Annotated in this window: 11 protein-coding genes and 1 pseudogene; 7 read left to right on the top strand and 5 right to left on the bottom strand. The window is 40.8% G+C overall.

Annotated features, from left to right (window positions below; genetic code table 11):
- Nucleotides 1-4 precede the first annotated feature (4 nt).
- The 3 genes from H7992_RS04775 to H7992_RS04765 form a co-directional block, all read right to left on the bottom strand.
- Nucleotides 5-1,792, bottom strand: a complete 1,788-nt coding sequence (locus H7992_RS04775; RefSeq protein WP_187046785.1) for an acyl-CoA dehydrogenase family protein — start codon at nt 1,790-1,792, stop codon at nt 5-7.
- Nucleotides 1,793-2,070: 278 nt separating this feature from the next.
- Nucleotides 2,071-3,246 carry an acetyl-CoA C-acetyltransferase gene (locus H7992_RS04770; RefSeq protein WP_067206302.1) on the bottom strand — a complete coding sequence of 392 codons (1,176 nt, stop codon included), beginning with the start codon at nt 3,244-3,246 and terminating at the stop codon, nt 2,071-2,073.
- Nucleotides 3,247-3,278: 32 nt separating this feature from the next.
- On the bottom strand, nt 3,279-5,663 hold the full coding sequence (locus H7992_RS04765) for a 3-hydroxyacyl-CoA dehydrogenase/enoyl-CoA hydratase family protein (protein ID WP_187046784.1): 2,385 nt from the start codon (nt 5,661-5,663) through the stop codon (nt 3,279-3,281).
- Between the two features lie 215 nt (nt 5,664-5,878).
- Here H7992_RS04765 and H7992_RS04760 point away from each other — a divergent pair, with 215 nt between their 5' ends.
- From H7992_RS04760 to H7992_RS04730, 6 genes and pseudogenes are all read left to right on the top strand, one after another.
- Nucleotides 5,879-6,199: a thioredoxin family protein gene (locus H7992_RS04760; RefSeq protein ID WP_187046783.1), complete on the top strand. Its 321-nt coding sequence runs from the start codon at nt 5,879-5,881 to the stop codon at nt 6,197-6,199.
- A 115-nt stretch (nt 6,200-6,314) separates the two neighbouring features.
- On the top strand, nt 6,315-6,779 hold the full coding sequence (locus H7992_RS04755; protein WP_187046782.1) for an STAS domain-containing protein: 465 nt from the start codon (nt 6,315-6,317) through the stop codon (nt 6,777-6,779).
- Between the two features lie 683 nt (nt 6,780-7,462).
- Nucleotides 7,463-7,975 (top strand): C39 family peptidase, encoded by a 513-nt coding sequence (locus tag H7992_RS04750; RefSeq protein WP_187046781.1) that lies wholly within the window; start codon nt 7,463-7,465, stop codon nt 7,973-7,975.
- A 775-nt stretch (nt 7,976-8,750) separates the two neighbouring features.
- Nucleotides 8,751-8,960 carry a hypothetical protein gene (locus H7992_RS04745; protein WP_187046780.1) on the top strand — a complete coding sequence of 70 codons (210 nt, stop codon included), beginning with the start codon at nt 8,751-8,753 and terminating at the stop codon, nt 8,958-8,960.
- 46 nt (nt 8,961-9,006) lie between these two features.
- A complete protein-coding gene (locus H7992_RS04740) occupies nt 9,007-10,416 on the top strand; it encodes a sensor histidine kinase (protein WP_231885772.1) in 1,410 nt (469 codons plus the stop codon).
- Between the two features lie 252 nt (nt 10,417-10,668).
- A pseudogene (locus tag H7992_RS04730) lies at nt 10,669-10,958 on the top strand (transposase); the annotation flags it as partial.
- Nucleotides 10,959-11,329: 371 nt separating this feature from the next.
- On the opposite strand, the gene H7992_RS04725 reads toward H7992_RS04730, so the two are convergent.
- The gene (locus H7992_RS04725) at nt 11,330-12,217 is read right to left on the bottom strand and encodes a 5'-3' exonuclease (protein WP_187046778.1); all 888 of its coding nucleotides are present in this window, start codon (nt 12,215-12,217) and stop codon (nt 11,330-11,332) included.
- Between the two features lie 117 nt (nt 12,218-12,334).
- Between H7992_RS04725 and H7992_RS04720 the strand changes: the two genes are divergently transcribed.
- A complete protein-coding gene (locus H7992_RS04720; RefSeq protein WP_187046777.1) occupies nt 12,335-13,573 on the top strand; it encodes an NAD(P)/FAD-dependent oxidoreductase in 1,239 nt (412 codons plus the stop codon).
- 103 nt (nt 13,574-13,676) lie between these two features.
- Here H7992_RS04720 and hutH read toward each other — a convergent pair whose 3' ends face one another.
- Nucleotides 13,677-15,152 (bottom strand): histidine ammonia-lyase, encoded by a 1,476-nt coding sequence (gene hutH, locus H7992_RS04715; RefSeq protein WP_187046776.1) that lies wholly within the window; start codon nt 15,150-15,152, stop codon nt 13,677-13,679.
- Nucleotides 15,153-15,165 lie beyond the last annotated feature (13 nt).

Raw genomic sequence — 15,165 nt, 5'->3', positions numbered from 1 at the left:
CGTGTTATACGATATACTTCTCCGCTTCGATTAGCTTAACTGAAGCTTCGCGTTTTTTAGCGATGATATTATACGGATTCGAGCGAGTCAATTTACGCAGCGCTGAAATCATCATGCGTTGATTATCACCATCGACAGCCGCAAGAAGTGTTTCTTTTGCATCTCTTTCAATCTCTTCAAATGCTTCTTGGCAGAAGATTTGTGTGTAAAGGATTTTCTGTTGCGCTTTTTCTTCTCCGCTGCGTGCAATTGCTTTTTCTGTACGTAGAAGTGCAGACTCCATCGCAAAAACATTATTAGCGATATCTGCAATATTTACAAGTACCTCTTGCTCTGCTTCAAGCTTCGTGCCAAAACGTTGTGCAGCAAGACCAGCAGCAAGCAAACCGATTTTCTTAGCATTTTTCACAAGTGCTTTTTCTTGTGCAAGTGCTTCGTCACCGATTTCTTCAGGCATCATCATAAGAAGTTCTTCTTGAAGTGCTTGCGCCTGTTGAAGCAATGGCAATTCGCCCTTCATTGCTTTTTTCAGGAATGTACCTGGTACTAGCAGACGGTTGATTTCATTCGTCCCTTCAAAAATACGATTGATGCGTGAATCACGATAAATGCGCTCTACTTCATATTCTTGCATGAAGCCGTATCCGCCGTGAAGCTGAACTGCTTCGTCAACGATGTAATCCAATACCTCAGATCCCACGACTTTATTGATAGAACATTCGATTGCGTATTCTGCGATTGCTGCCGCAATTGCTTTACCATCTTTTTGCTCTTCAAGACTCAACTGGCTTTGACGCTCTTCAAAGTAACCAACTGTACGGTAAATCAAGCTTTCAGCCGCATACAGTTTAGATGCCATTGTTGATAGTTTTTGTTTCGTCAAGTTGAATGAAGAAATTGGTGTTTTGAACTGTTGACGTTGATTTGTATAAGTAATTGCAAGCTCAAGCGCACGTTTAGATCCGCCCATTGTGCCGACTCCTAATTTGTAGCGACCGATATTCAAGATATTAAATGCAATAATATGTCCGCGACCGATTTCACCTAGCAAATTTTCAACTGGTACTACTGCGTCTTGTAAGATTAGCGTACGAGTAGATGAAGATTTGATACCCATCTTTTTCTCTTCGGCTCCGACAGATACACCTGGGAATTCTTTTTCAACAATAAAAGCAGAGAACTTATCGCCATCGATTTTCGCGTAAACAACAAAAATATCTGCAAATCCTGCGTTCGTAATCCACTGTTTTTCACCATTTAAGATGTAGTGTGTTCCAGCAGCATTCAATTTCGCATTTGTTTTCGCACCCAATGCATCAGAACCAGAGCCTGGCTCAGTTAGTGCATATGCAGAGATTTTGTCACCTGATACAGAGTTTGGCAAGTACTTTTTCTTTTGTTCTTCATTTCCGAAAAGTACGATTGGTAGGGTTCCGATACCAACGTGTGCGCCATGAGTAATCGAGAATCCGCCTGCTACGGACATCTTTTCAGAGATAAGTGCAGACGCAATTTTGTCGAGTCCAAGACCACCATATTCTTCTGGTACATCCGCTCCTAGAAGTCCAAGATCCCCCGCAGTTTTCAGTAGTCTTACAGAGTGCTCGAATTCATGGTTTTCAAGATTTTCGACAACAGGTTGAACTTCATTTTTCACGTAGTCTTCTGCTGTTTTCGCAATCATTTTCTGTTCATCAGTAAAATCTTCAGGCGTAAATACACGGTTTGCTTCAATGTCTTCCGTTAGAAAAGCTCCACCTTTAATCAGTTCGTTTGTTTTTAATTCAGTCAATGTTGTTTCCTCCTTTTAATCTTAAGGGTTTATATGTCCACTATTAATATAAAATTCACTGGTTTGTTTACTAGATAGTCAGCACTTAATAAATAGAATGTTCTTCCTACACCGCTTTGTCGCTTGGTGATGGCCTCACGCAATAAGCCCGCCAGAAGAGCATTGTCGGTCTGATTGCTTCGGCTCACACTTGTCGCTCCTTCGCTAGAATTGTTCGTTATACTGGTGAGGTATATCACCTAGTTAATTCTAAATAAGTGGTGCCGAATATATAGTGTTTACAAAAGCTCAAACACGCCGGCTGCGCCCATTCCGCCGCCGATACACATTGTAACGACTCCGAACTGTTTACCTTGACGTTTTAATTCACTCATCATACGAATTGTTAAGATAGATCCTGTTGCTCCGAGTGGATGCCCGAGGGAGATTGCTCCGCCGTTGAAATTCACCTTATCTATATCAAGGCCTAGATGACGGATAACTTGAAGTGACTGAGACGCGAACGCTTCGTTTAACTCCCATACATCGATATCCTCAATAGAAAGCCCTGCAATTTTAAGTGCTTTTGGAATGGCTACAATTGGGCCGATTCCCATCACTTCAGGTGGCACGCCGCCTACAGCAAATGACAGGAATTTCGCGATTGGCTTCAAGCCTTGCGCTTCTGCCACTTCGCGGTCCATCACAAGTACTGCGCCTGCTCCGTCTGATGTTTGTGACGAGTTACCTGCCGTAACAGTACCTGTTACGGAGAATGCCGGACGCAATTTCGCTAATCCCTCTACGCTTGTTCCGTGACGGACTCCTTCGTCCATTTTAAATGTGAAATTCTTCTCACTATATTTTCCGTTATCATCTACAGAACGCTTTACGACTTCGACTGGCACGATTTCATCATCGAATTTTCCAGCTGCAATCGCTGCACCTGCTTTTTTGTGAGACAGCACAGCAAATTCATCCTGTTCTTCACGCGTGATACCGTATTTTACTGCAACTTGCTCAGCAGTGTGACCCATTCCCATATAATATTGTGGAGCCGTTTCTGCTAAGTGAGCATTCGGTCGGATTGTATTCCCCATCATCGGTACCATACTCATTGACTCGACGCCGCCTGCAATAATTGCTTGCGAGTGACCGAGCATGATGCGTTCAGCTGCATAAGCAATTGATTGAAGACCTGATGAACAGAATCGGTTTACCGTAATTGCAGGCGTCGTATCAGGAAGACCTGCAAGTGCACCAATATTTCGCGCAACGTTCATCCCTTGTTCAGCTTCAGGCATCGCACAACCAATAATTAAGTCATCAATTGGGCCATCATAGCCCCCAGCACGTTTCAACGTTTCTTTAATTACAAGTGCCCCTAAGTCATCCGGGCGTACGGTTACAAGAGAACCTCTACCCGCTTTTCCCACCGGTGTCCGTGCACCGGCTACTAGTACTGCTTCACGCATTGAATTTCCTCCTCTTTGCTATGCACTTTAAATCAGTTACGTAACGGTTTACCTTTTACGAGCATGTGTTGCATACGCTGTTGTGATTTTGGTTCCGCCACAAGGCTAAGGAAAGCTTCACGTTCAAGGTCCAACATATATTGTTCGTCAACAAGTGTTCCGTATGGTACTTTTCCGCCGGATAAAACAAACGCCAGCTTCTTCGCGATTTTCAGATCATGCTCGCTGATAAAGCCAGATAGGAACATGCCCTCTGCCCCGAGAAGCATCGTTGCATAACCCGAATCACCTGTAACAGGGAATTTCTCACGTTTAGGTGCTTTATAACCCATGTCAAACAATGCAATAGCTGCCTGTTTCGCATCATAGATTAAGTGATCTGCATTGACACTAATACCATCTGCGAAATCGAGGAAGTTATTTTCACATGCTTCGTCTCCTGAAGTAGACACTTTTGCAGTCGCGATTGATTCGAAAACTTTATTGGCAACAAATTGATAGTCAATGTGAACGCCCTTTGGCAATCCTTTTAAATGTTTCGTATAAAGTCCTACGTTTCCGCCACCACCCGGTATCAAACCAACGCCGACTTCAACAAGTCCCATATACGTTTCCATTGAAGCTTGAATATGAGCTGCCGGTAGACAAACCTCAGTCCCTCCCCCAAGCGTCATTGCAAATGGCGCTGCAACAACAGGTTTTGAGGAATACTTGATTTTCATCATGGCGTTTTGGAATGAGCGAACAGTGAAATCAAGTTCAAAGATATTGTCATCCTGCGCTTCCATTAGAATCATTCCAAGGTTTGCACCTACACAGAAATTTTTGCCTTGATTTCCAATGACAAGCCCTTTGAAATTTTTCTCAACTTCATCAACGGCGAAGTTGATCATTTGAATGATGTCAGGACCAATTGAATTCGATTGTGAATGGAATTCAAGAAGTGCCACTCCATCGCCAAGGTCGATTAAACTAGCACCTGAATTCTTTTTGATAACGCCATGTTTTTGCTTATAGCGCTTCAAGTCAATTACTTTTTCATTAACAGGAACAAGCTTGTAATCTTCTCCATCGAAGAAGTAAAGTTCATTGTCTTCTTCTTTATAGAAAGTTTCATAGCCTTTGTCGAGCAAACTTTGAACGAATGCTGGAACTTTCCCGCCTTCATCTTTCATCTTCTCAACAGATTTTGCTACGCCGATTGCATCCCAGATTTCAAATGGTCCTTGCTGCCATCCGAAGCCCCATTTCATGGCATTGTCGATTGCAACGATATCATCTGCAATTTCACCGTTTAGTTCTGCAGAATAAAGCAATGTTGGTGACAGGATATTCCACAAGATTTCACCAGTGCGATCATCCGCATAGACGAGCGTTTTCACTCTATTAGCAAGTCCTTTTTGTTGTTTAGCCATTTCAATAGAAGGTGTTTTCAATTTTTTAGCTAGACTATATTCAAATGTCTCTGTATCTAGTTCAAGAATCTCTTTACCTTTTTTCAGATAAAATCCTTGTTTTGCCTTGGCACCAATCCAGCCATTATCAATCATTTTCTTCATGAATGGCGGCAATTCAAACACTTTTTGCTCTTCGCCTTCCGTCTTGTCGTAAACGTTTTTCGCCACATGCATGAACGTATCTAGTCCAACAACGTCAAGCGTACGGAATGTTGCCGATGTCGGACGGCCAATCAAGGTACCCGTCACCGAGTCAACTTCTCCAATCGAATAGCCGCGTTTCTCCATCTCGCGTAATGTGATAAGAAGGCCATATGTACCGATTCGGTTCGCGATGAAGTTCGGCGTATCTTTTGCAATGACAACTCCCTTACCAAGCGTATCTTCACCAAAACGGGTCATAAACTCTATAACTTCCGGAGCCGTTGTGCTCGCTGGAATAATCTCAAGTAATTTCAAGTAACGCGGTGGATTGAAAAAATGTGTGCCCATGAAATGTTTTTGGAAATCTTCCGAACGTCCTGCCGCCATCGCTTCAATACTAATACCCGATGTATTTGAAGTGATGATTGTACCTGGTTTACGAACTGCATCTATTTTTTCATACAAACCTTTTTTAACATCAAGATTTTCAACAATCACTTCAATAATCCAGTCAACTTCTTTTAATTTATCCAGATCATCTTCGAAATTCCCTGCTTCAATAAGGGACAGATTACTTTTCTTCGTTAGGGGTGCAGGTTTTTGTTTCACTAATTTCTGCAAAGCACCTGCCGCAATTTTATTTCGTACGATGCCATCTTCAAGCGTAAGCCCTTTTGTAGCTTCCTCTTCAGTTAACTTTCCAGGAACGATATCCAAAAGTAAAACTGGAATTCCTATATTAGCGAGATGAGCTGCAATACCCGAACCCATAACGCCTGAACCTAAAACTGCCGCTTTTTTAATTTGATAAGTCACTTGCGAAGCCTCCCTTTTTTCGTTTGAATGAACACTCATTCATTTAATGGGCAAAAAAAATAGAAACCGTTTCTATATCTCTCAGTGTAGAACATATTGCTAGTTTTCGCAATATTTAAATCTAAATTTTTTCAACTTCCTATCTGAAACATATCATTACCCGACTAAAGTGATTACGTTGTACACTGTCCATATAAAGGAGGTCAATATATATTATGAAACCAATTACAACAGTTGAACAATTTAATGAAATTATTGTCGGCGATTCTAAAGCACTTGTAAAATTCCAGGCAGGATGGTGCCCTGACTGCAGACGTATGGATATGTTTATTGATCCAATCGTCGAGAAATATGATGAATACACATGGTATGATGTCGACCGTGACGTACTGCCGGAAATCGCTGATAAGTATGACGTCATGGGAATTCCTAGTTTACTGATTTTCCAAAACGGTGAAAAGCAAGCGCATCTGCATAGTGCAAATGCAAAATCGCCATCACAAGTGACGGATTTCCTTGAAGGCGTAAAAGCGTAACTGTATAGAAGCTTTACCTAAACGGATGGACTTATGTCTATCCGTTTTTTCATTTTCGGTGCACCTTTTATCTAGATGAAGTATACTAAAAAAAATGATAACGGGGTGTGTATTAGTGGACTACGAGAATGAAATCCAACTGCTTAAAGCTAAAATTGCTTCCTATGAAAAGATTATACTTGAAACATCAGCACCAATCATTCCTTCAATCGTCGAAAATACGATTCTCGTCCCGATTTCGGGTCACACCGGTCAGGATCGCTTTAATTTGATCCGCACCCGCGTTCTCGATTATGTTGGAATTCATAGAAGTACGGTGTGTGCAGTATTCGATTTCACCGGGGTAGGTCTCAAAGACGTTGAGGAATATGATTTTAATATACTTACTCTTGAAATCAATCAACTGAATAACACATTAAAACTGATGGGGGTACGTCCAATTTTTGTCGGTTTTAATCCGAGGATTGTCAGAGAAATCGTATCTGCCGGCATCCACTTGGAAATTGAAACCTACGTAAACTTCAGAACTTCATTAGCAGTATTACTTAAAGAAACAGGAAACTCACTTCAATTGTTTTAATGAAGTGAGTTTTTTTCTACCAAATTTGAATACCTTCACTTGCTACCAGGAAGACTATACTGTATTGCAATAAGTATTTCAACGTACAAACTTTCGTGTTATCACCGTGAGAGCTACGGTGATAATCTACTAACTATATATGTTGAATTACAGAATCCTATTGAATCTGCCGTGGCGCTCAATTAATGAGAGAGATGTTATTCGGTTTTTGGATTGTAGATCGCTTGGCGCTTTGGGGATGCCTCTCGCCCTAAGCCTGGATTAGCGCTTCGCATCCAGTCTTACGGCTTCGGCGACCCCTTTGCCGCGCCTGCGCTAGGGTATTCATTATCGAGAGAAATGTGATTTTGAGATTTATATACCGAGACTTTAATGTGATTTCTAGTTGATACTACTTATAGTCAAGAAAGATGCACTCTAGGTTGCAGATTTCATCACAGCTAATGAAATGCTCTTTCGCACATAGTTAATCCTGCGAAGGCGCGTCTTCGTGGTAGCCGGAGCGATAAGACTAAGGAGGGATGCAGTTCAATCCCTCCCAGCGGTCTTCTTTCTGGCTTATCGCGGGAGGCATCCACAAAGCGGCGAAGCGGTATTGGCAGGAATTCTAATTAGTTCTAAGTATTAGAACTTTTTCAGTGATCTCACGCTAGGTAGAGCTCTTTTTTTCTGGAGGTAGATGAATGAAAACTATATTGAACGTCAAAGGAAAATCCCAATTTGATGAGGATGTTGAACAATCGATTCGATCATCAGCATGCGGACCGGTAACAGCATTTGTAATGACTCAACATCTTTTTCCACAGGGGTGCCCTTACACAACAAATGAATTATATCGTCTCCTAGGTAGCACAAAAATTGGTTTATTCAAATACCGCTTCATCCGAAATATGCGCAAAGTGCTTGGAGTAGAATGGACAGTTGCGGGGTGCACTATTGATGAAGTGAAAAGACAACTCGACAACGGCCGGCCCGTCGCTGCAAAATTTGATAAATGGTTTACATTTCGTTGGCGCGGCAAGTATGGATTCGACTATCATTGGGTACCTGTCATAGGCTATGAAGAGACAACTGACGATATTTTTCTCTTTATTCATGACAACGGGGGAAGAAACCGGGATAGCCAGGTCCGGCATATTTCATATAAGATGAATAGGTCAATTTTATCTTTTATAAAGATTGAGCCTACTGAATAGTAAATCCAAAAATCCCTACCCGAATCAGTTTCCGACTCGGATAAGGATTTTTTCATTTTTCTATATACGCTAAAGTCTGCTTCAGCGTGGCCAAACTTTTGATCCTAGCTGTACGAGCGTTTTATGGTTGCGGGAGGCATCCACAAAGCGGCGAAGCGGCATTAGTGGGAATCCTAATTCATTCTAATTACTAGGTCTTTTTCAGTGGCCTCCCAAAAGCCCTTGTAAAGCGTATACGTCGTATTCATTTGTTTAACATATATAGTTCCCACCTTTTTTAAATTAGTTAACCAACTGATCATGAGTTACTACAACACTATCCTGACATTATTTCACATAATGCACTATTTATCATGTATTTAATTGTTAAATTCAGAAATATATTGATTCATTGACGACCTTAAATAGTTAATAGGTTTAACGCATCTAAAGAAATTGTAAATATAAATATGAAGTATTGTGTTAGATTTGAAAGTGCTCTAATTCCAGTTCGAATGCTGCATCCCCCCTAGTAGACATAACACCCGTTCTCGGCAGTATTTAGCTTTGTTACTCAATAAGAAAAACATCAATTTGTATAGTACGATTAGGTAAATACCCCAAAAATTGCTATAATAATCTTATAGTGATGATGGTTATGATGAAAAAAGGTGGTAATTATAGTAACAATTCTATTAATCGTTTCTATTTTAATAGTGAATTATTCCGCATTAGTCGAGGGACAAGTCAATTCACCTAAAAAACTATCATTGAACATTTATCAGCAGCTTTTGAAGTGAGTCCAACAAATAATGAAAATCAAAACGACTTTTACATCATTGTTTCAAATGTCACGAGTGGTTTATATAAAGTCATTATTACTGCCACAAATGACTACACTTATGAAAGTGAAGAACTAAATAGCGATATCATAGTACCTTCAACAAACATCGAACCTAATGAGAAGCGACTGACCTTATTAGATTTCGTGATTCTATTACAGTAGGTTAAACAAGGAATGTCTTCAAGAAAATATGATAGTAATGCTATTTGTGAAAAGCGAATTTTTAATTTCATTGGCAAAAGAATATTTTATAGTAGATTCGGATAATCTATGCTTTTCAATTAAAACAGATGAGGAAGTACTAATTTTTATGAAAAATAGTAAAATTAAACTTATTTTAGTATTATCTGCTATCTTGTTATTGTTGTTTACAAGTTTAAATGTCTTCACCTCTTATGTGAAGATAAAAAAGACAGTTGAAGAGTCAATCGCCAATCAAAGTCTTGCAGCAGCAGAATCCATTGCGTCTGCGATAGACAAAGAAACGTATCAGAAATTTTTGAATAATCCTGCGAAAAACGACTATTATTGGGAATTAACAAACTACCTAGTTGATGCAAGAGAAAAACTGGGTGCATTATTTGTGTATACACTGAAAATCGATAATCCAATAGTATCGAACTCAATGATAGGCGGATTACCCAAGGAATTAGAAGAGAGCTATAGCATTGGATCGGTTGGTACAGTGCCCGAAAAGCAGGTCAAAATAGCCTTTGAAGGAAATACCTATATTACAGATGTAATTGAGGATGCCGTTTATGGCACTTTTCTTTCTGTTGGAGTGCCTATAAAGGATGAAGCAGGAATTGTCATGGGATACTTAGGTATCGATATTAGTGTTGATACACTTGATTATATTAAAGGGACAGTACTGAAAAATAATATCCTTCTCTTCGTCTTTAATGGTGCCTTTATTTTGGTCGTAATCGGATCTTTTTTATTTTTGCAAAGATGGTATCAACAAGAAGTGGCAAAGGAAGTCGGCTATACAGAAGATACATACCAAGCTGAACTTAAAACGTTAATCACTTCCATATCTTCTTTAAGACATGATTTCACCAATCATATTCAGGTTTTACACGGACTACTTCAACTAGGGGAATCTAAGCAAGCTCAGCAATACATATCATCTTTGTCAAAAGAAGTTCTGGCGCTAGAAAGTCTAAAATTAAATATAGATCATCCTGGTCTATCAATCTTACTGCAAACAAAGAAACTGGCTGCACAAAATTATCATATTGATATGAATTTTACGGTTTCTCATGATGCATTCGATAAAATAAAAACAACAGATTTAATCATAATACTGTCGAATTTAATTGATAATGCAATTGATGCAACAGTTGCATTACCTGTAGCTGAACGTAAAATAACAATTAGCTGTCAAACGGATGTTACGCAGTATCTATTTAAGATAACGAATACTGGACCTAAAATTAGTGACAATGAACATATTTTTAAACAAGGATATTCAACAAAAAATGCAGAACAAGGAAAGATAAGAGGGCAAGGTTTATTTATAGTGAAGGAAGTTGTGAATAGATATAATGGGGAAATCTCAATTGATTCAATAAATGATTTAGAGACTATAGCCCTTGTGGGAATCCCTCTAAAGTAAATTTGAATGAAATTGTAAACTCCCTACTACTAGTTGTGGGGAGTTTTTTCATTTATCTCGCTGGTTTATGCTACTAATTTTCTTATTTTGTGCTTTCTTAATTCGAATGATTATTCATATGTATTCCGTATTCAATGTGTAGACATAACACCAATTCACGGAAGTATTTAGCTCCATTTCTTAAACTAAAGTAATCCTTTAGTTACTTCTCTTTTGGCACGGATTAGTGTGCTTTTAACAGGATGGCCGCATAATAATCGAAGTGAACGAGCAATTAAGCCCTTCGTGATTGGTCGAAAAAATTGCTTTTCTCTCAATCGAAGAAAGACGCAAAAGCAATCGCCTATAGTATCGTGGAAGCTGCCAAAGAAAATCACTTAAATCCGTTGATTTACGTAACCTACGTATTTGAACAGTTGCCTGTAATCAATCTAACGGGTTCCAAAGCGCTTGATCAACTGCTCGCCAAAGACCCTACCAACAGATTGCCACGTCCCAAGTTAAAACAAAACAAAGCATATCACGGTACGCATGACAAATAGCCGTCTATACGATTTTTTTAATCGTATAGACGGCTATTTTATTTAGTGCTACAAGTGGCTTTAATGTTTTTCGTTGAGGGCAAGTACTGAACTAAAACCTCATAATTTGTTGAATACTTAGAACCGTTAAATTTTTCTTAACATCCTCATAGAATTCGATGCCCTTGCTTTTAACCGTTTCTGCAATGCTCAAACAAATCGCGTTCGCTTTTGCACCATGGTGAAATTCCTTCAGTGGGTCGACACTTCGCCTTTCTTTGTAGAAATGCCCTCGGACAAGTAGCCCAAGCTTGAACTATTTTCTTGGCTTCCGCCGCGATTTTTATGCGCATATATTGTAAACTTTTTTCACACGCATCCCCCTCGTATATTTATAGCAATAGCGAATCCGCTTGTCTAACAATCATGGAATAACCTTCTCTATCTATCAGTTCCCTTACAACTCCATCATAAACAGGTATTTTCAGGGTTTCGATTGGATCATCCATTTTTAATTCACAATGGATTTCTGCAAGTTTTTTGGATAATAAGAGCATGTCCATCTCTTCCTCGATTTTCTTGCGTATTGCCGGCGTCAACTCATGCAATGATTGAATCACGCCTTCCACCGATCCATATTCTTTAATGAGTTTAAGTGCAGTTTTTGGTCCGATGCCTCTCACTCCAGGATAGCCGTCACTTGTATCCCCAGTGAATGCTTTTGTGTCAATAAACTGGATAGGGGTAATTCCATACTCTTCAATGAAACGTTCCTCTGTGTAAATATCGTAAACATTAAAACCTTTTTTCGTAAATGCAATACGGACACCCGGTCTAAGCAACTGCAACATATCTTTATCGCCAGTCACGATTGTAATCTCCGCTTTCCCCTCCCAAGCCTGAACGAATGAACCAATCAGATCGTCTGCTTCCATGCCTGGCACTCCGTAGTTTTTCCAACCAATTAATTCAGAAACACTTCTTGCCATATCAAACTGCGGTACGAGCTCCGGCGCCGGTGCAGGCCGGTTTTCTTTATATCCTTCAAATAAGTCATTGCGGAACGTTTGCGCGCCCATATCCCAACAAACCGCCATATGTGTAGGTTTGAATATCGAGGTCGCTGTCATAGTATGACGGGCAAACCCCTGCACTGCATTCGTCGGAATTCCAGCGTCATTCGGGAAATAATGCCCCATCGCCGAAGTTGCAAAAAAGGAGCGGAATAAGAGTGCCATTCCGTCGATTATTAAAATATGTGGTTTTTCTTCTATAGTCATTTAATCTTCTTCCTCCATCTGCCAAACTTTATTAGTAGAACTTCATCAATGATAACATGCTTTCAATCAGTAGTTTTGGGGTAAAGAATAATAGATTTCATAGAGGAGGTTGTAAGTATGCATATTCACGAAGGTTCATTGTATTGGCCAGGAACGATGCCAATTCCCCCCGAACGAAAAAAAGTAGAAATCGCGTCACATTATGATGTCATTATTGTAGGTGGAGGGATGTCGGGAGCTCTTTCGGCACTTGCATTGGCTGACAAAGGTCATTCGATCGCAGTGCTAGACAAGCGGCAGATGGCTACTGGCAGCACAATGGCAAATACGGGATTGCTTCAATATTCAAATGACATCATGCTCCATGAATTAATCGAACAAATTGGAGAAAAGGATGCTGTACGTTTTTATCAGTTATGCTTGGAAGCAATGGAAAACCTAAAAAAGACAGCTGAACGACTGCCGCTTAACCCTGATTTCATCAGTCGGCCAAGCATTTATTATGCAAGTGACGAAAATGATTTAAAACGCATTAGGAAAGAATATGATACATTAACGCATTATGGATTTCCTTGCGATTTTTGGGACGAGGTAGAAATCTGCAAGCATCTGCCGTTTTCGAAACCGGGAGCAATCGTGACATACGGTGATGCTGAAGTGAACCCTTACAAATTCGTCAACGGACTATTACAATTGGTCGAATCAATGGGCGTCCATCTCTTCGAATTTACAGAAGTGACGGACATAAACGACGAAAATGGACTGTTGCACATTTCCACATCTGCCGGGGAATTTTATGCGGATAATGTTCTTTTTACAACTGGATACGAGACCCTTCCTGTAGGAAAACGAATTGGTGTCGACATTAACCGTTCGTACGTCATTGTCACTGAGCCAATTGACGATTCTCCGATTTGGCATAAAAATGCGCTCATTTGGGAATCAAAGCGTCCGTATCTCTATATGCGGACAACGGAGGACAACCGAATCATTGTAGGCGGGCTCGACGAGGACAAACCCCAAGCCCCTCTTTCAAATGAATCGATTATGAAGCACGGTGCAATCTTAAAAAAACAGCTGCAAGAACTTTTCCCCGAACTTCCGATTGAAATTGACTACGCTTATTGTGCAACATTTGGAGAATCTCTGGACAACTTACCATTCATCGGAGAGCATCCATCAAAAAGAAATCATTATTATCTACTTGGCTATGGAGGTAATGGAACTGTTTACAGTATGCTTGGTTCAAAAATTCTCGCTGATATTATGACGGGCAAAGCCAATTCTGATGCGCATATCGTTCAACTCGAACGCTCCGCAACCGCTTTAGCTGGTGGAAGAAGCGGAATTGCCTGACCAATGAACATGATGATAACGAGTAAAAAGTTCAAAGTTCTCAAAGAGAGACAATACAAAAAACCGAAGCCTCCTAAAATCCGCTTCGGTTTTTTGCTAGTTATCAGACTAGAAATTGAGCAAGCTTTTCAATATCCGGCGTAAAAATACGATCTTCTTCAATTGGTCGCACGATTTCCAGCAATTGATCGAACTTGACACGGGTTTTTGGTGCCATTTGTTCTGCCCCTCTAATGGAACAGCCTGTCAGTGCGCAAAGCGCTTCAATTGCGAGTACATTTCTCGCATTTTTTATGATGGCATGTGCATGCCTGGCACCGATTGTTCCCATTGATACATGATCTTCCTGGTTGCCAGAAGATGGAATCGAGTCAACGGACGCTGGGTGTGCAAGTGTTTTATTCTCAGAAACAAGGCTGGCTGCTGAATATTGTAAAATCATTGCACCCGATTGTAACCCAGGTTCTGGACTCAGGAACGGCGGCAATCCTTCATTCAATTGTGGATTAACGAGCCGTTCAATACGACGTTCGGAAATACTTGCAAGTTCTGCTACGCCCAGCTTCAAGAAGTCCATCGCAAACGCAATCGGTTGACCATGGAAGTTACCGCCAGATACAACCGTATCGCCATCATCGAAAATAAGTGGATTATCCGTCGCGGCATTCATCTCAATCTCTAGCTTCTCTTTTACATAACCAAGTACTTGCCAGCTCGCGCCGTGCACTTGTGGAATACAACGAATTGAATAAGCGTCTTGGACACGTTTTTCGCCTTGAATGGTTGTCAGACGACTCCCTTTCAACCAATCCAGCATCCTCGCCGCCACATCCACTTGTTCCGGATAACCGCGCGCTTCGTGAATCGCCGGATGAAATGCGTCCGTAATTCCATAGAGCGCTTCCATTGTCATTGCAGCAACCCACTCGCTAGCATACGCAAGTGATTCTGCCTCCAAATAATTGACAACGCCTTGCGCAGTCATTGCTTGCGTCCCGTTAATGAGCGCTAGCCCCTCTTTCGCTTCGAGCACAATTGGCGACATGCCATGCTCATTCCAAATAGTTGCAGCTGGAACGTGCAAGCCGTCTTGCCAGACAAATCCTTCGCCAAGTAAAACAAGCGCGAGATGAGACAATGGCGCCAGATCACCTGATGCACCAAGTGAACCTTGCTGTGGAATGACCGGGTGAATGCGATTATTCACCATATAAGCAAACCGTTCTAGCACTTCTGCACGGATTCCGGAGAAACCTTTTAAAAGCGCATTCAGACGTAGTACCACCATCGCACGCGAAACGTTTTCAGGAAACGCTTCTCCAACGCCGCATGAATGCGATCGGATCAAGTGTAATTGCAATGCTTTCGTATCCTTTTCATCGATTTTAACGTCGCTGAACTTACCAAACCCCGTATTAATCCCGTATACGGTCCGGTCTTCACTAACAATTTTCTCAACCGCAGCCCGGCTTTTATTAACACGTTCCAAGGCTTCATCGTTCAATGAAACCCCGATTTTTTTATATATGATGTCGTTCATTTGAGCCAGATTTAGTGACGATCCTGTTAATTCAATCATGACAACCATCCTT

Source organism: Sporosarcina sp. resist (assembly GCF_014302295.1).
In the GTDB taxonomy this organism is placed as follows: Bacteria; Bacillota; Bacilli; order Bacillales_A; family Planococcaceae; genus Sporosarcina; species Sporosarcina psychrophila.
This window is presented reverse-complemented; position numbering and strand designations above follow the sequence as displayed.

What these genes read in the sequence shown, in the direction of transcription:
- H7992_RS04770 (WP_067206302.1), bottom strand. Translation starts at nt 3,246, where the DNA reads ATGCGTGAAGCAGTACTAGTAGCCGGTGCACGGACACCGGTGGGAAAA.
- H7992_RS04760 (WP_187046783.1), top strand. Translation starts at nt 5,879, where the DNA reads ATGAAACCAATTACAACAGTTGAACAATTTAATGAAATTATTGTCGGC.
- H7992_RS04750 (WP_187046781.1), top strand. Translation starts at nt 7,463, where the DNA reads ATGAAAACTATATTGAACGTCAAAGGAAAATCCCAATTTGATGAGGAT.
- H7992_RS04725 (WP_187046778.1), bottom strand. Translation starts at nt 12,217, where the DNA reads ATGACTATAGAAGAAAAACCACATATTTTAATAATCGACGGAATGGCA.
- H7992_RS04720 (WP_187046777.1), top strand. Translation starts at nt 12,335, where the DNA reads ATGCATATTCACGAAGGTTCATTGTATTGGCCAGGAACGATGCCAATT.
- hutH (WP_187046776.1), bottom strand. Translation starts at nt 15,152, where the DNA reads ATGATTGAATTAACAGGATCGTCACTAAATCTGGCTCAAATGAACGAC.